The 15,548-nt window shown below is 61.9% G+C and carries 20 protein-coding genes and 1 pseudogene; 15 read left to right on the forward strand and 6 right to left on the reverse strand.

The window, feature by feature from the left end; translation table 11 throughout:
- Positions 1 to 183 precede the first annotated feature (183 nt).
- The 4 genes from SMD27_RS06370 (at position 184) to SMD27_RS06385 (ending at position 2,757) form a co-directional block, all read left to right on the forward strand.
- Complete coding sequence (locus SMD27_RS06370; RefSeq protein ID WP_320507482.1) at positions 184 to 795, forward strand: EF-hand domain-containing protein; 612 nt, start codon at positions 184 to 186, stop codon at positions 793 to 795.
- 213 nt (positions 796 to 1,008) lie between these two features.
- Positions 1,009 to 1,596 (forward strand): sigma-70 family RNA polymerase sigma factor, encoded by a 588-nt coding sequence (locus SMD27_RS06375; protein ID WP_320507483.1) that lies wholly within the window; start codon positions 1,009 to 1,011, stop codon positions 1,594 to 1,596.
- 85 nt (positions 1,597 to 1,681) lie between these two features.
- Positions 1,682 to 2,161, forward strand: a complete 480-nt coding sequence (locus SMD27_RS06380) for a hypothetical protein (RefSeq protein ID WP_320507484.1) — start codon at positions 1,682 to 1,684, stop codon at positions 2,159 to 2,161.
- Positions 2,162 to 2,232: 71 nt separating this feature from the next.
- The gene (locus SMD27_RS06385; RefSeq protein WP_320507485.1) at positions 2,233 to 2,757 is read left to right on the forward strand and encodes a periplasmic heavy metal sensor; all 525 of its coding nucleotides are present in this window, start codon (positions 2,233 to 2,235) and stop codon (positions 2,755 to 2,757) included.
- On the opposite strand, the gene SMD27_RS06390 is transcribed toward SMD27_RS06385, so the two are convergent.
- The 3 genes from SMD27_RS06390 to SMD27_RS06400 are packed head-to-tail and all read right to left on the reverse strand — an operon-like array spanning position 2,745 to position 5,414.
- Positions 2,745 to 3,185 (reverse strand): NUDIX hydrolase, encoded by a 441-nt coding sequence (locus tag SMD27_RS06390; protein ID WP_320507486.1) that lies wholly within the window; start codon positions 3,183 to 3,185, stop codon positions 2,745 to 2,747. The genes SMD27_RS06385 and SMD27_RS06390 overlap by 13 nt on opposite strands.
- Before the next feature lie 13 nt (positions 3,186 to 3,198).
- The gene (locus SMD27_RS06395) at positions 3,199 to 4,563 is read right to left on the reverse strand and encodes a glutamate--cysteine ligase (protein ID WP_320507487.1); all 1,365 of its coding nucleotides are present in this window, start codon (positions 4,561 to 4,563) and stop codon (positions 3,199 to 3,201) included.
- Positions 4,564 to 4,604: 41 nt separating this feature from the next.
- Positions 4,605 to 5,414: a 16S rRNA (uracil(1498)-N(3))-methyltransferase gene (locus SMD27_RS06400; protein WP_320507488.1), complete on the reverse strand. Its 810-nt coding sequence runs from the start codon at positions 5,412 to 5,414 to the stop codon at positions 4,605 to 4,607.
- Positions 5,415 to 5,566: 152 nt separating this feature from the next.
- Here SMD27_RS06400 and ubiA point away from each other — a divergent pair, with 152 nt between their 5' ends.
- Genes ubiA through SMD27_RS06415 form a run of 3 tightly spaced genes read left to right on the forward strand, consistent with a single transcriptional unit; the run spans position 5,567 to position 7,915 of the window.
- Entirely contained in the window at positions 5,567 to 6,478 is a 912-nt protein-coding gene (gene ubiA / locus SMD27_RS06405) for a 4-hydroxybenzoate octaprenyltransferase (RefSeq protein ID WP_320507489.1), read from the forward strand.
- Entirely contained in the window at positions 6,475 to 7,134 is a 660-nt protein-coding gene (locus SMD27_RS06410; protein WP_320507490.1) for a class I SAM-dependent methyltransferase, read from the forward strand. Before ubiA ends, SMD27_RS06410 begins: the two co-directional genes overlap by 4 nt.
- Before the next feature lie 22 nt (positions 7,135 to 7,156).
- Entirely contained in the window at positions 7,157 to 7,915 is a 759-nt protein-coding gene (locus SMD27_RS06415; RefSeq protein WP_320507491.1) for an MOSC domain-containing protein, read from the forward strand.
- Here SMD27_RS06415 and SMD27_RS06420 read toward each other — a convergent pair.
- Positions 7,912 to 8,316: a DUF4170 domain-containing protein gene (locus SMD27_RS06420; protein ID WP_320507492.1), complete on the reverse strand. Its 405-nt coding sequence runs from the start codon at positions 8,314 to 8,316 to the stop codon at positions 7,912 to 7,914. The two genes, SMD27_RS06415 and SMD27_RS06420, sit on opposite strands and share 4 nt — an antisense overlap.
- A 156-nt stretch (positions 8,317 to 8,472) precedes the next feature.
- Between SMD27_RS06420 and SMD27_RS06425 the strand changes: the two genes are divergently transcribed.
- Complete coding sequence (locus SMD27_RS06425) at positions 8,473 to 9,210, forward strand: hypothetical protein (RefSeq protein WP_320507493.1); 738 nt, start codon at positions 8,473 to 8,475, stop codon at positions 9,208 to 9,210.
- A gap of 23 nt (positions 9,211 to 9,233) precedes the next feature.
- Positions 9,234 to 9,722, forward strand: coding sequence for a DUF421 domain-containing protein (locus SMD27_RS06430; protein ID WP_320507494.1), 489 nt, complete (start codon positions 9,234 to 9,236; stop codon positions 9,720 to 9,722).
- Here SMD27_RS06430 and SMD27_RS06435 read toward each other — a convergent pair.
- Positions 9,709 to 10,500, reverse strand: coding sequence for a hypothetical protein (locus tag SMD27_RS06435; protein ID WP_320507495.1), 792 nt, complete (start codon positions 10,498 to 10,500; stop codon positions 9,709 to 9,711). The two genes, SMD27_RS06430 and SMD27_RS06435, sit on opposite strands and share 14 nt — an antisense overlap.
- Before the next feature lie 91 nt (positions 10,501 to 10,591).
- Here SMD27_RS06435 and SMD27_RS06440 point away from each other — a divergent pair, with 91 nt between their 5' ends.
- The 3 genes and pseudogenes from SMD27_RS06440 (at position 10,592) to mutT (ending at position 12,325) form a co-directional block, all read left to right on the forward strand.
- Positions 10,592 to 11,266: a ribonuclease T2 family protein gene (locus tag SMD27_RS06440; protein ID WP_320507496.1), complete on the forward strand. Its 675-nt coding sequence runs from the start codon at positions 10,592 to 10,594 to the stop codon at positions 11,264 to 11,266.
- 87 nt (positions 11,267 to 11,353) lie between these two features.
- Positions 11,354 to 11,812, forward strand: a pseudogene (locus tag SMD27_RS24320) (GNAT family N-acetyltransferase); the annotation flags it as partial.
- Positions 11,813 to 11,884: 72 nt separating this feature from the next.
- Entirely contained in the window at positions 11,885 to 12,325 is a 441-nt protein-coding gene (gene mutT / locus SMD27_RS24325; RefSeq protein WP_452094349.1) for an 8-oxo-dGTP diphosphatase MutT, read from the forward strand.
- A gap of 21 nt (positions 12,326 to 12,346) precedes the next feature.
- On the opposite strand, the gene SMD27_RS06450 is transcribed toward mutT, so the two are convergent.
- Positions 12,347 to 13,297, reverse strand: a complete 951-nt coding sequence (locus SMD27_RS06450; protein ID WP_320507498.1) for a methyltransferase domain-containing protein — start codon at positions 13,295 to 13,297, stop codon at positions 12,347 to 12,349.
- A gap of 200 nt (positions 13,298 to 13,497) precedes the next feature.
- Between SMD27_RS06450 and SMD27_RS06455 the strand changes: the two genes are divergently transcribed.
- The 3 genes from SMD27_RS06455 to SMD27_RS06465 all read left to right on the forward strand — a co-directional run bounded on the left by SMD27_RS06455 (position 13,498) and on the right by SMD27_RS06465 (position 15,547).
- Positions 13,498 to 14,211: a ComF family protein gene (locus SMD27_RS06455; protein WP_320507499.1), complete on the forward strand. Its 714-nt coding sequence runs from the start codon at positions 13,498 to 13,500 to the stop codon at positions 14,209 to 14,211.
- 192 nt (positions 14,212 to 14,403) lie between these two features.
- The gene (grxC, locus tag SMD27_RS06460) at positions 14,404 to 14,667 is read left to right on the forward strand and encodes a glutaredoxin 3 (RefSeq protein WP_320507500.1); all 264 of its coding nucleotides are present in this window, start codon (positions 14,404 to 14,406) and stop codon (positions 14,665 to 14,667) included.
- A gap of 16 nt (positions 14,668 to 14,683) precedes the next feature.
- On the forward strand, positions 14,684 to 15,547 hold the full coding sequence (locus SMD27_RS06465) for a carbon-nitrogen hydrolase family protein (RefSeq protein ID WP_320507501.1): 864 nt from the start codon (positions 14,684 to 14,686) through the stop codon (positions 15,545 to 15,547).
- Position 15,548 lies beyond the last annotated feature (1 nt).

Here is a 15,548-nt window from a genome sequence, read left to right on the forward strand (position 1 = left end):
AGTTAAGTCACCTGTCGGCAAACCTACCGGTTAGCCGGCGTCCCAGGTCGGGGGCGGGACCTGCATGTCCCGGCCTCACCCTTTCGTGAGACATATACGCCCATAGGCTGCGCAGGATTCCCCTGATATTCCCGTTCTATCTTTCGACAGGCACCGGACGCCTGGCAAAAGAAAGGACATTTCATGCAACGTTTTGTTTCCGCCCGTATCCTCTCGATGGTCGTCGGTGGTACTGCATTGGCCCTGACGCTGAATGCCTTGCCGGCTGCAGCCGATAGCGGGGCGGGCAAGACCGGCTGGTTTGCCAAGATCGACAAAAACGGCGATGGCGTGATCGATCATTCGGAATTTGACGCTTCGCGCCAATCAATCTTCGCCAGCATCGATACCAACGCCGACAAGCAGATCAGCGCCGATGAATGGAAGGCGGCGCAAGAAAAGATGCACCAGCGCATGCACGACGCGATGGCCAAGAAGAGCGAACAGAACAGCGCCGCTGATAAGACGGCCGCTGATAAGACGACCGGCGATCAGACAGCTGATGCGAACGGCGACAAGATGCAGCAACGCCAGGAGCGGTCGGCCGAGCGTTCGCAGAAATGGTTCGAGCGGATGGACGCCAATAAGGACGGCCAGATCTCGGCCAGCGAGTGGCAGGCTGTCAGCGATCAGCGTTTCGCCCGGCTGGATACTGACAAGAACGGCAAGGTCTCACCCGACGAGATGAAAGCTCGCTGGCAGCATAAGCCGGCTTCGACGGATGGGACAAAGCAGACCGAGCCGACGCAGCAATAAGCGTAACACGAACAGGTCCAGGCCGCGATCGGCGGTCGCGGCCTGGACACCGACGGATTTACCGAGACGAGTATTCGGCCGACCGGCAGGTGATGACGGCAAGGCGCATCCGCTGCAGGAATGTCTGGAGTCCCGGCGGGGAAATGCGCGACAATCGCCGAAGGGAGTCAAGGAACGGTGGTCGCATGCGTGATAGGGTGGGGACGCCTCGGGATGGCCGATGAAGTTTCAGCCGGCGCCCGGCTGACCTCGAGCGTGTTGGATGACGATGCCTTGCTGGCGGCAGTTGCCGGCGGGGACCAATCGGCTTTTGCGCAATTGATGTCGCGCCATGCCGGCCGCGCCTACAGTCTCGCCTTCCGCATCCTGGGCCGCCGCGGCGATGCTGAGGATGTCGTGCAGGATGCCTTTTTGCAGGTCTGGACGCGAGCCGCGCAGTGGCAGGCGGGGCGCGCCAAATTCAGTACGTGGCTCTACCGGGTGATCGTCAATCGCTGCCTGGATTTGAAGCGCCGACCCACGACCACCGATATCACGGCGATCGAGGAACCGGCGGATCCGAGCGGCGATGCCTTGCAGGATATGGAAAGGGCACAACGCAATGCCGCACTAGCGGCGGCGGTTGCCAAGCTGCCGGAGCGGCAAAGGGCGGCGATTGCGCTCACCTATACCACCGGACTGAGGAATGCGGCGGCCGCGGCGGTCATGGAGATGTCCGTCAAAGCCTTCGAAGGATTGCTGGTGCGCGCAAAGCGGACCTTGCGTGATCAGCTCGCGGCCACGGATGGTGAACCGCTATGATCGATAACGTGCAGGCGGGTAGGCATAGCCAGGGCAGGGATGGATTTGCCGGGAATGGATATGCCGGTCGGGACGAGGTGATGAAATGATGGAGAAAGAATTCGACTTGGAACGAGATCTGACGCAGGCGATGGCACCGGTCGAGATGCCGGCCAGCTTGCAGCAGCGTTTGTCGCGTATTCCTTTGGAACACCCGCAGCAATCGACAGGCACGGTTGTTCGATTTCAAGCCCATGAGAAAAAGATGAGTGGCCTCGACCGGCTGTCGGCCGATTGGCCGATGGTGGGGACGGCGACGGCGTCGCGCCGTTCTTTCGCCTGGGGCCTCACGTCAAGCCTTACAGCCGCGGCAGCGTCATTGCTGCTTGGCGTCTTTCTCGGCGCCAACATCGTTTCCGATCAGCTCGGTTTAACCCGGCAATCGGCCGATCAGCAACAGCTTGCCGATACAGCCTATGACGGCACGGTATCGACGGATACGACCGATAACGATGGTGCACTGCTGGATGATGACAACGTCGCGATGATTTATGCGGCGGCGGATTTGCCGGGCGTATTGCCGTAGGGACGCTGCAGTGAGGCAGGCTGGGAAAGAAGCACGATGGTGGATCAGGTGAATATGCGGGGGGATTTGTCATGACCTTGAGCGGTCGCAGTGCCGTCATCGTCGCCGTCGGCGGGATCGTTTCACTCTGCCTCAATCTGTTTTTGATCGGGCTGCTGGTGGGCGGATTATGGCATGGGCCGCATCATGGCTGGGGGAGCGGGCCGGTGGCGGCCGATGACAGGCCGTCCGGTGAACCCAGCAAGATCGGCTTCATGACCGTCCCGCCGGAAATCCGCAAGGAGCTGAAGGACGTGCTGGCGCCGCATGAGGCCGAGATCGATAGGATGCGCGATGCCATGCGCTTGGCACGCGCCGAAGTCGCCAAGCAGCTATCGGCCGATCCGTTCGATCCGGCCGCCTTCGAACAGGCCTTGGACACCATGCAGCAGCAGGGGCAAGTGGCGCAACAGATGATGCATGGCCTGATCGTCGAAGCGGCGCCGAAGCTTAGCCCGGAAATGCGCCAGCGCTGGGCGAAACGCTGGCTGGCACCGCGTGACGATGCCGGCAGAACTTCGCCCGAAGACCAATCAAATAACGATCAGGCGAAATAAAGCTGACTTCTCATCCGATCCGGCCCATCGAAGACGCGGTACTGGCCGTTCCGACCGGCCGCGGCATCGCGCAGCCGGCATCGGGTATTGGCGGTCATCGGCTGTGGCAGGCGATCAAGCGGAAAGAAATCCAAAGCATCGATTTCCGCATGCGGCCGCCAGCCCTGCAGCGAGGTGAGAAGTCGCGCCGCGAAACACAGGATCAGGTCGTCCTTATAGGGATTGGCATAGGCGCCGATCAGACCCTCGATGGCGATTGCCGCGCCGATCTCCTCGCGCACTTCCCGGATCAGGCCGTCCGCCGGAGCTTCGCCAGCTTCCAGCCGTCCGCCGGGTGTTGTCCAATAACGCTCGCCGTAATTCTGCCGGATGCAAAGCGCATGTCCGGCCGTGTCGAAGATGCTGGCGAAGACGCCAATCGTCGTCACGGCCGGTACCGCTTTAATATGCGTATTCGGTGAAGACCGGATCGACGCTTTCTTTCCACTTGCCGTGATAGCGGGCGAGCTTTTCCTCAGCCGGGCAAATACCGCTTTCGGCGATTTCCTGAATGACATTCAGGAAACCGCTTTCATCGCTGCCGACCTTATCGAGTGCAGCACGGCGCTGCAGGCCGGCGCGAGAAATCTTCAGTACGTCCAGCGCCAGCTCGCGCATCGTCCGCCCCTGGAACGGCGTCTTCAGCGCCAGACGCGGCACGTCCCGGCGCAGGCTGACATGGTCTTCCGATGTCCAGTTCTTGACGAGGTCCCAGGCGGCATCGAGCGACTGATCGTCATAAAGCAGGCCGACCCAAAGCGCCGGCAGGGCGCAAAGCCTTTCCCAGGGGCCGCCATCGGCGCCGCGCATTTCCAGGAAGCGCTTCAGACGCACTTCGGGGAAGGCGGTGGTCAGATGATCGAGCCAATCGCTGCTGGTCGGCGTCTCGCCCGGCAAAGCCGGCAATTTGCCCTGCATGAAGTCTCGGAACGACTGGCCGCTGGCATCGATATACTTGCCGTCGCGATAGACGAAATACATTGGCACATCGAGCATGTAATCGACCCAACGCTCGAAACCCATGCCCTCATCGAAAACCCAGGTCAGCGTGCCGCAGCGATCCGGATCGGTATCGGTCCAGATATGGCTGCGATAGCTCATGAAGCCATTGGGTTTTCCTTCGGTGAAGGGCGAATCGGCGAACAGCGCCGTCGCCACTGGCTGCAGCGCCATGGAGACGCGCAGCTTCTTCACCATATCGGCTTCGCTGGAAAAATCGAGATTGGTCTGGACGGTGCAGGTGCGCTGCATCATGTCGAGGCCAAGCTTGCCCTTCTTCGGCATGTAGTCGCGCATGATCTTGTAGCGCCCCTTGGGCATCCAGGGCGTATCGTCGCGCGACCATTTCGGCTGAAAGCCCATGCCAAGCAGGCCGATCCCAAGCTCCGCGCCGACTTCCTTCACTTGGCGCAGATGCGTGCCGACTTCGGCACAGGTCTGATGGATGTTTTCCAGCGGCGCGCCGGACAATTCAAACTGGCCGCCCGGTTCCAGGGTGATGCTGCAGCCATCCATGGTCAGGGCAATGGTATTGCCGTTCTCGTCGATCGGCTCCCAGCCGAAGCGCTTCAGGCCATTCAGCAGCGGGCCGATTCCATTCGCGGCTTCATAGCTCACCGGACGCAAGGTCTTCAGGTCGAACACAAATTTCTCGTGTTCGGTGCCAATGCGCCACGCTTCGCGCGGCTTGTTGCCGGCTTCGATATATTCGATCAGCTGCCGCTTCGAGGTGATCGGTGCGCCCAACGACTTCGGTGGTGCCGACATAAGGTCTCCCAATTACTCTGGCCGCCTGCCCCCAGAGGGCGCTATGCCCCTTGGCCGATCGGCATCATCGATGGCGGCGGTCTTAAATTCCCATCCCCGAGAACCGCCTGAAAGATCGCCAGCGCTGACAGCGCCGCCGTATCGGCCCGCAGGATTCGGGGTCCCAGGCCGACGGGCGTAACAAAGGGCAGTTTATTAAGCCGGTCAAGCTCGGAACGTGCAAACCCGCCCTCCGGTCCGCACAGGATAGCCCAACGGGACGGTTTTGAGCGCTTTTCGTCCGACAGGTGAGATTTATCCTGGGCGCTTGTGAAGCGTTGTAACGCATCTGCAATGGGAAGGGCGGGGCCGGCCTCGGCGCATAGAATCATCTGCCGGTCGGCGGGCCAATCCTGCAGCAATTGATCCAGGCTGACCGGAGGATGTATGTCAGGAAGGGTCAGCCTTTCGGTTTGCTCCGCGGCTTCGATTGCGTTGGCCGTCAGCCGGTCGAGGTTGAGCCGCGTGGCGGCGGTATGCTGGGTGAAAACCGGCCGGAAGGCGGAGACGCCGAGCTCGGTTGCTTTTTCAATCAGGAAATCCACCGCGTCCTTTTTCAGCGGCGCGAAGCAAAGCCAAAGATCGGGCACGGAATCCTGTGCTCGCTTCTGCCTCGCCAAACGCAGTTGCACGGCACGTTTGTCCAGCGCGGTGATCTCGGCTTCGAATTCGCCATCGCGGCCGTTGAAAATGACCACCGGATCGCCGGCCTGGCGGCGCAGGACGTTGCGCAGATAATGCGTCGCGCGCTCATCGGTCGCGATGACGCCGTTAGCGTGCAAATCGGCGGTGACATAGAGGCGTGGAATCATCGGATCTCTGCAGGGTACAAACAGGCATGGCTGAACTTGTGAGCATCGGCACGGCGGTCTAAAGTGCCGCAGCCATGCGCTCCTTGCAAGACGCCGACTGGAAAAGTCCGGGCAAGGAGCCACAGCCAGCGTAAATGAGGAAGTCGTCCGTCATGTATAGTGCATCCGACATTCACAGCGGCGACTGGATCGACCGCTATATGCCGGCGGGATGGCGGCCTTATATGCGCTTGGCCCGGCTCGACCGGCCGATCGGCACCTGGCTTCTGCTCCTGCCTTGCTTTTGGTCGATTGCCATGGCTGCCCGGCCGGGTGAAGGGCCGGACTTGCGACTCTTTATCCTGTTCGCCATTGGCGCCCTCGTCATGCGCGGCGCCGGCTGCACCATCAACGATATGGCGGATCGCGATATCGATATAAAGGTGGCGCGTACGGCAACGCGACCGCTCGCCAGCGGTGTGCTGACCATGACCCAGGCAGTTCTGTTTCTTGGGCTGCAATTGCTGATCGGTCTTTTCGTTCTGCTATCGCTGACCGAGACCGCCATTTGGCTCGGCATTGCCTCGCTCTCTCTGGTCGCCGCCTATCCCTTCATGAAGCGCATCACCTGGTGGCCGCAGGTGGTTCTCGGCATGGCCTTCAACTGGGGCGCGCTGCTCGGCTGGGCGGCAGTGCGAGATGAATTCGGTATCGAGACCATACCGCTTTATCTCGCGGGCATCTGCTGGACCTTGGTCTATGACACGATCTATGCCCATCAGGACAAGGCCGACGACGCCCTGGTCGGCGTCAAATCCACTGCCTTGCGCTTTGGCAAGGATACCAAGGCCTGGCTGACTGGCTTCGCCATTGCCATGGTGCTGCTGATCGCCATCGCCTTCGAATCGGCGCAGCTCGCCTGGCCGGCTTATCTCGGCCTCATCCTCGTGGCCGCGCACCTCATCTGGCAGCTCAAGGATGTCGACTTGGATAAGCCGAAGGATTGCCTGGCGAAATTCAAAAGCAACCGCAATCTGGGCCTGCTGCTGCTGCTCGGCATCATCCTTGCCCGGTGGCTTGGATGACGGTGATATCCGTGCAGGATGCCAAGCTTTTCATCCGGCAACAGACGGCCTTGATTGCGCCGCCCCTGACCCCGGAGATTCGCCTTCATCTCGCCACCGAGATCACGCCGATCTGGGAGGCGACCGAAGAGACCCTGGCCAAGCGCAATATTCCGCCGCCTTATTGGGCCTTCGCCTGGCCGGGGGGCCAGGCGCTGACCCGCTACCTGATGGATCATCCCGATTGGGTGCGGGGCCGGCGGGTGCTCGATTTCGCTGCCGGCAGCGGGCTCAGCGCGATCGGCGCCGCGAAAGCGGGCGCGGCTTTGGTGGAAGCGGCCGAGATCGATGCCGTCGCCATCGCCGCGATCGAATTGAACGCAGCGGAGAACGCCGCCGCCGTGCGTGTGGTGATGGATGATCTGATCGGCCAGGAAGGGCGCTGGGATGTCGTCCTCGCCGGCGATGTCTGCTATGAGAAGCCGATGGCCGACCGGGTCATCGCCTGGTTCCGGCAATTGGCCGCCCGCGGTGTCACCGTGCTGATGGGTGATCCGGGCCGGGCCTATCTGCCCGGCAGCGGTCTGGTGGAAGTGGCGCGCTACCGCGTGCCGACCACTCTTGAATTGGAAGACCGCACCGAACGGGAAACCATTGTCTGGCGGCTGATGCCGTGACCTGCCGAGGGAGGGCAGACGGATGACACTTGCCATGGAAAGCGCCAAATCCTCGATCGCCGGTATGGCCGTCAGCGGCCTCTGGCGCTATCCGGTGCAAAGCCTGCGTGGCGAGAAGCTGCAAGAGGCCCGGTTCACCGCGCGCGGGCTCGTGGGCGATCGCGGCTATGGCATTGCCGATGTGGCAAGCGGAGTCCTGGTCGGCTCGTCACGCCCCGGCTGGAACGATCTCATCACCTGGCAGGCGCGTTACCTCGCGCCGGTTGTGGCCAACGATTCCTTGCCACCGGCCGAAATCGCTTTTCCCGATGGCGGCACCGTGCGCAGCGACGATCCGGATTGCGACAGGGTGCTGTCGGAGCGGCTCGGTAAGCAGGTACGGCTGGTGATCAATGACGGCAGCATCGCCAAAATGCGATACGAGCTCTCACCGTGCCATTTTCTCACCACGGCGACTTTGGCCGAGTTGCGCAAGGGTTATCCCGAGGGCACTTTCGAGCCCGCGCGTTTCCGGCCCAATGTGCTGCTCGATTGCGGTGCGGTCAGTGGCTTTTTGGAACAGGATTGGATTGGGCGCGAACTTGCTTGCGGCGATCTGCGCTTCCGGGTGGTCGATAATTGTGTGCGGTGTGTGATGACGGTCCGGGCCCAGGGCGATCTGCCGAAGGATCCCCGCATCCTCCATACCGTCACCCAGATGAACCGCACCTTCGCCGGCGGTTATGCCGCCGTCGCCCAGGCCGGCACGGTGCGGCTGGGCGCGCGCGTTAAGTTGCTTTAGCGACCTTTGCCGGGCCGTTCCCCGGTAGCCAGCTTCTCGATCCGGTAGCGGCACATGGCATCGTCCACCGTCGACCAGGCGCGCCGCGACCATTCGATCTTGGCGCTTTCGTAATCATCGAACGGGCCGAACCATTGTTCGCCGCCACCCGGGGCCGGTTCGGTGAAGCTGGTATCGCAATAGGGCCCGCCGACCACCCAATAACAGGTCGTAGCGCCTTCCTCTTCGATGCGGAAACGGGCATTGGCCTGATCGACAGTTTGCCAGGCGCGCCTCTGCCATTCCGCTTTGGCATCCTCATAGGTCGAAAACGGCCCGTATCGGTGTTCCTTACCGCCATCTTGGAGGCGATCGAATTTGGTGTCGGCATAGAGCCCGCCAACCACCCAGTAACGTTTCATAATCGCAAAAACCTCAATATGGCCGCCAGAAACGCATTTGCCGGATCGAATATCACAGGCGATCAGTCTAAGCTATCTTCCGAGTCGGGAATATATTCAAAATCGGGATGCCCTGGCGCCACAGAGCGCAGGCAAGCCGGTCAAGGGAGAGTTGGAATGTCCAAAGGCATGCAGCCGAAAGATTTCGGCGAGCTCTATGACATGTTTCAGGCAAACGTGTCGCGCTACGATTGCGGCCGTTTCTGCGGGCCGATCAATGGCGATTCGCCGGTGTGCTGCTCGACGCAGCATGCCGTACCGGTGGTGGAGAAGCCGGAATACGCCTTGCTGAAGAGCCGCACCGATCTTTGGCACCGCTTCAAGCCCTATGACGCCACCACGCGCAAGATCGTCAACGAGCTGGGCAGTTCCTGCTGCGCCATCGAATGCAAGGGCGCGCGCTTCTGCGAACGCGACAACCGCACTCTTGCTTGCCGCGCCTTTCCCTTCTACCCCTACATCACCCGCGAAGGTAACTTCATCGGGCTCGGCACCTATTGGATTTATGAGGACCGCTGCTGGCTGATCTCCAACATGCAGGTAGTGGAGCGCGATTTCCTCAAGGAATTCGTCGCCGCCTACGAGTTCCTGTTCGAAAAGGACCCAGCGGAATTCGAAACCATGAAGCAGCATTCCGCCACGCATCGCCGCACCTTTACCCGGCTGAACCGGCCGATCGCCTTGATCGCCCGCGAAGGCGGTTTTCTGAAGGTCTTGCCGGGCGGCAAGGGCATCGTGCCGCTGAAGCGCGAAGATCTGCCGCGCATCGGCATCTACAAATCCGAACGCGCCTATGCCCGTGCCGTCAAGGCGGCCGGCGGCACCATGCCAGCCCAATCGGTCATGGCGCCGTGAGATAATCGGCGGCCGGAAGAGAGATGAGCGCGGACCGGCTTTCCTCCCTGCTGGCGATCAGCCTGCCCTGGTGGGAATTCGTCATCCGCGCGTTGGTTGTCTATGCCTTCCTGCTGATCGCGCTGCGCCTTACCGGCAAGCGCCAGGTCGGTCAATTGACACCATTCGACCTGGTGCTGCTGCTGATTCTCAGCAATGCGGTGCAGAATTCCATGAATGGCGGCGATAATTCGCTCCTTGGCGGGCTGATTTCCGCTCTCACCCTGGTCGGCTTGAACAGCCTGGTTGGCCGTCTGACGAGCAGCCATCCCAAGCTGGAGCGCCTGATCGACGGCCAGCCGCGTGTGCTGATCAGCAATGGCCATGTCTATCATGCGGTGATGGTGCAGGAAGGAATTACCCGCGACGAATTGATGGCGGCGCTGCGGCGCAATGGCTGCGAGGGGGCCGAGGATGTGCGCCTCGCCGTCTTGGAGACCAATGGCGGGATTTCGGTGATCAAGCGCGCATAGCGCTCTTTTTCTTATTCTTCGTATCCGCAAAAAGGAAGGTGCCGAGCAGCAGCCAGCGCCGGGCCTGCGCTTCCTTGCCGGGCAAGGCCGTCAGGGGCGTGGTGTAGTGCCAAAAGGGCAGGCGATAGATGGTGAGGCCGCCCAGGCTATGCACCGGGACGATCTCGGTGAAATGTCCGCCTTTGGCATAGACCAGATACTGGTGCTGCACGAAGCGGTTGGCGAGCGACAGATGGATGTCGAGATAGCCTTTCGCAGCGCGGATATTCTCAGGATGATGGTCGTTATGCGGGCCGGCATAATCTCCCGGACCATAGCAGAGCACCTGCTGGCCGCCCTTGCGGTCGAGCTTGCGACCGGCAACCTGTTCGGCGAAGGCGACGAAGCTCTCGCTGGTTAAAAGATCGATGATGCCGATCTCCCGTGCCACCGTCATGGCCTTGCTGCGGCGGTTTTCCAGATAGGCGGTCATGACGCGAGCAGTTTTCGGTAGCCATTCCTCGTAGTCGGTTTGCATCTCCCAGATGGTTTCCGACGGGATCGGCGCTTCCATGCGACGGAGATGCGGCAGGAGAGCGGCTTCCAGGACGTTGCGCATCGCCTCGGCCTTGCGGGGCGCCACCATGCCGTTGAGGGCGATGAAGCGGCGCCGGGGATCGGCCAAAGCCTGGCAGATCGCTGTATCCTGGCCGGCCAGGACACGCCGCCCGGCTGGTGTCAGCAGGTCTTCGAATTCCCGCGGTAAAGCGGCGGTGACGGCGGTGGGCAAGGCAGGCATCGCGAAGATCCGGTTGGCGACAGTCAATCGGATGTCGTCTATACCGAGTATCTTCAACCTTGGGAACCGTATTGCGGATCGAGGGAGATCGATGGGGCGACTGTTGACCGCGATCGTGTTGCTGGCCGGCTGCCTGGGAAGTGGCGCCGCGGAGGCTGCCGACGTATCCGGCGATTTTGATCTCTATGTCCTCAGCCTCTCCTGGTCGCCGGAATATTGCGCCGCCAATGGAGATGACCGGGTGCAATGCAGCCTCGATCGGCGGGTCGGTCTGGTCGTGCATGGGTTGTGGCCGCAATATGATACATCGCGCGATGGCGCTGACTGGCCGGCCAATTGTCCTATTCCGCGCCTGCGCACACTGCCGTCGGGCGTAACGGCGGTCTATCCGACAGAGGATCTGTTTCGCCATGAATGGGGGGAACATGGCAGTTGCTCCGGCCTCTCGCCGGCGGCCTATCTCGATCTCACGCGTAAGCTGCGCCAGCGTTTCCAGGTGCCGGCGCCGCTGCAGAAGCCGGACGACGCCCAATCGCTCTCAACCGGATATTTACGGAAGGTTGTGTTGTCGGCCAATCCCGGCTTGCCGCCAGACGGCCTTGTTTTCGCCTGCAAAGGGAATCACTTGAGCGAGATTCGCCTTTGCTTCACGAAATCGGCGGATACGGACTCTTCCGATGGCCGCTTTCGCGCCTGTCCCGCCTCGATGATCGAGCCGGCGGCCCGCCACTGCCCTAGCCGCATTCGCATCAGGGCGCTCCCGTGAGCCGGCAAGGCGGATTGAGTTTTTAAGCCCTGATCAGTACCTTGCCACGGAGACGACAATGCAAGGCATGGAATGGCTGAACAGATCATGGCTGCCGCTGGCGCCGCCGATACCATCGACACTCTTATCCTGGCAAGCGACCGCCTGATCCTGCGTGCCCTGCGAGCGCGTGATGCGGAAGCGATTGCCCGCCATGTCAATGACTGGGACGTGGTGCGCTATACTGCGATGATTCCCTTCCCCTATGAGCGGCAGATGGCGGTGGATTTCATCGCCTCCCAGGCTGCTTCGCCGCGCCGGGGATCGTTCAATCTGGCGATCACGCGCAAATCCGACGGTCAATTGATGGGCTGCATCGGTTTCATTCGCAGCAATGATGCCGACGAAGCGGAGCTTGGCTATTGGCTGGGTCGGGAATTCTGGGGGCAGGGCTATGCCACCGAGGCGGTGCGGGTGCTGATCGATTTCGCCTTCGCCGATTTGGGCCTCCGGCGCATCCTCGCCAGCGCTGTCCCCACCAACAAGGCCTCGCATCGCGTACTGGAAAAGAATGGCCTGATCGTCAGCGGGGCCGACGAAATCGCCGCACCCGCCAGAGGTCATCCGCTGCAGGTCATCTTGCGCCGGGTCGATCGGGAAAATTGGCCGCCGAAGCCGGCCCTGCGCATCGTCACCGTGGTGGCAGTCGCCCTGGTCGATGCCGATGGCCGTGTCTTATTGGCACAACGGCCGGAAGGCAAGTCGCTGGCGGGCCTTTGGGAATTTCCCGGCGGGAAGGTCGATCCGGGTGAAACGCCGGAAGCGGCGCTGATCCGCGAATTGCATGAGGAACTCGGCATCGACGTCAAGCAAAGCTGCCTGGCACCACTGACTTTTGCCTCGCACAGTTATGAGAGCTTCCATCTGCTGATGCCGCTTTACGTCTGCCGCCGCTGGAACGGCCAGGTGACTTCCCGCGAAGGGCAGAAACTGGCCTGGATCCGGCCGCCGCAATTGCGCACTTATCCGATGCCGCCGGCCGATGAGCCGCTCATTCCGGTGCTGATGGACCTGCTTTAAACCAATCCCAGCCGTTCGGCGTCAGTGACAGCCGCCGCCGAAGACATCGGTCAGGCTGGTCTGTCCGCTGCCGGGTTTCAGCGGCTGTTGCTGCGATTGATGCGGCGACCAGCCGGTCAGGAACAATATTTGGAAAGTCGCTTTCAGACGTCCGTCAGGAGCAGCATGATCCTGCGCGTAAAGCGCGGCGGCGTGGGCAATCACAGCACGCCGCGTCGGGCGCTTCAGCCGGTCGACCACCAGATTTGCCTCCCCCATGCCGCGCAGATCGGCCAGCAGCTTCAGCATGTTCGGATAGGTGACGGTGATCGTCTCGCTATCCACCACCGGCAAAGCGAAGCCGGCACGTTGCATGAGGGCGGCGGCATCGGCGACATCGGCGAAGGGGGAGACGCGCGGGCTGACGCCCCCGGTCTCCGCCAGTTCCGCCCGCATCAGGCAGTCGCGCAATTCCTGCAATGTGTTGCCGCCGAACATCGCGCCCAGGAACAGGCCGTCGGGTTTCAGCGCCCGGTGGATTTGCAGCAGCGCACCGGGCAGGTCGTTGACCCAATGCAGATTAAGATTGCTGAGGATGAGATCGATCGCCCCCGCCTGGACCGGCAACCATTCCTCATCGGCGATGAAAGCCGGATTGCCGCCCAGATGCGCGCGGCCTGCCATCGCCATCGACAGGTCGGCCTGCAGGAATGTCTCGACGCCGCCGCGCCCCTCGCGCAGACGCGCTAGCAGCCCGTCATGGCAACCGAGATCGAGGGCCAAAGGAAAGCTGCGGGTGACGTCATCCAGCCGGTCCAGCAGCCGTTCGCCCACTTCCGCCATCAGGAAATCGTGAGCAGCGAAGCCGCCGGCCCGCCGGTCGCGGCGGCGCCGCAGCAATGCGCGGTCGAAAACGCGGGCCTTGGCCGGTACGGTTTCACGCAGATCGGCGGATAGGCTGTTCGGTTTCTGATCGGTCTTCGGGTCAGTCATGGCGGCAGTATGCAAAGCGGCGGCGGTAATGCAATCGCATAGCGTTACATCGGTTCCAATCTCTTACTTGGCAGCGCCGGGAGGCATTGACAATCATTGCGGGCAACCGATCAATAGGCCCTATGTCGCCACTCGAATCCCGAACCGCTCCTTCATGGTCCCGTCTTTCTGCCATCTCACGATCGCTGGCAGGACGGCTGGTGGATGCGGTTTTGCCGCCCCGTTGCCTGAAATGCGGCGCCCTGGTCGAGGCGCAAGGCAGTCTCTGCATGACCTGCTGGCCGCAATTGCGCCTGCTGGCGCCGCCCTGTTGCACCTGTTGCGGCTATCCGTTCGAGAGCGACTTGGAGGTTGCTCTCTGTGCGGCCTGCATGGCTCAGCCGCCGCGTTATGCCCGTGCACGATCCGTGCTCGCCTATGATGAGGGCAGTCGCGACCTCATCCTTGCGTTCAAGCATGCCGATCGTGGCGATCTGACCATGCCCTTTGCCCGCTGGATGGCACGGGCCGGTGCGGAATTGCTGGCCGAGGCGGATCTGATCGCGCCGCTGCCGCTGCATTGGCGCCGCCTGCTGTTTCGCCGCTACAACCAGGCGGCCTTGCTGGCCACTGCTATCGGGCGGATCGCCGGCCGACCGGTGATGCCGGATCTGCTGCGGCGCCATCGCGCCACGCCGAAACAAGGCCATCTCAGCCGCAGCGCCCGGCGGCGCAATGTCCAGGGAGCCTTCCGCCTATCGGAAAAACATGAGTCGATGATCGCCGGCAAGCGCCTGCTGCTGATCGATGATGTGATCACCACGGGGGCCACGGTAGAAAGCTGCGCCCGCATCCTGCTGGACCGCGGGGCGGCCGCCGTTGATGTCCTGGCGCTGGCGCAAGTTATCCGGCCAAGGAGCGTAACGTCGGCGTGAGAGCGCCAGAATGTGATGCGAATCACAGCTTTTCGTCACTATTTGCCAGGTAACTTATCGGGAGAAGGTTAAGAATCCGGATGGCACGGCTGCCTTGCGGTCAATGCAAGCAGGGGGGTCTTGCCAAGAATACCTTAACCGCCAGATGTTACGGTGTGGTCATCTTGAACAACTGGAGTCGTCTGGACCATCATGGCCAAAGTTGAGATTTATACGACAATGATCTGCCCCTATTGCGTCCGCGCCAAAAAGCTGCTGGAGGCGAAGGGGGTGACCTATACCGAGATCGATGTCATGGCCGACAGAAGCTTGCGGGCGAAGATGACGGAGCGGGCCGGTGGCCGCACCTCCGTGCCGCAGATCTTCATCAATGGCCAGCATGTCGGGGGTTGCGACGATCTTTATGCGCTCGACCGGCAGGGCCAGTTGGCGCCGATGCTGAGCCAGGCCGGCTGACAGGAGCATTACCGGGATGACCGCCGCCGATAAGACGCTCTTCAAAGCGGGCTGTATTCAGATGACGGCGGGGCGCGAGGTGCTCCCCAACCTGGAGCAAGCGGCGGCACTAATTCGCGATGCAGCGGCGGCTGGCGCGCAATTCGTCATGACGCCGGAAAACACCAGTATCATCGAGCCTGATAAGCCGTTGGCGGTCAAAAAGGCATTCCCGGAAGCCGATCATCCCGGCATTCCCTTCTTCGCCGATCTGGCGCGTGAGCTGAACATCTGGTTGTCGATTGGTTCTATGGCGATTCGCCTGGATAACCGGAAGCTGGCCAATCGCAGCTTCCTGTTCGGCCCCGACGGGATCCTGCGGGCGCGCTACGACAAGATCCACATGTTCGATGTCGATTTGCCGAATGGCGAGGTCTACCGGGAATCCGCTACCATGCAGCCCGGGGATCAGGCGGTGATTGCGGAAACGCCCTGGGGCAAGCTTGGCCTCACCGTTTGCTATGACGTCCGCTTTGCCTATCTCTATCGCGCGCTGGCCCAGGCAGGTGCGACTTTCCTGACGGTGCCGGCGGCCTTCACTGTGCCTACCGGCGAGGCCCATTGGCACGTACTTCTGCGGGCGCGGGCGATCGAAACCGGCTGCTTCGTCTTCGCGGCGGCGCAATGCGGCACCCATGCCGAAGGACGGCGTACCTACGGCCATTCGTTGATCGTCGCCCCTTGGGGAGAGATCCTGGCTGACGCCGGCAGCGAACCCGGTTTCATTCTGGCCGATATCGACACCACCAAGGTGGCCACGGCACGCGGCGCGATCCCGGCTTTGCGCCATGACCGGCCCTTTGCCGAGCCGGTGATCCACTCTTTGGCCGCAGTCGACTGAT

Origin of the sequence: Dongia soli (assembly GCF_034044715.1) — a bacterium.
Taxonomy (GTDB): domain Bacteria; phylum Pseudomonadota; class Alphaproteobacteria; order Dongiales; family Dongiaceae; genus Dongia_B; species Dongia_B soli.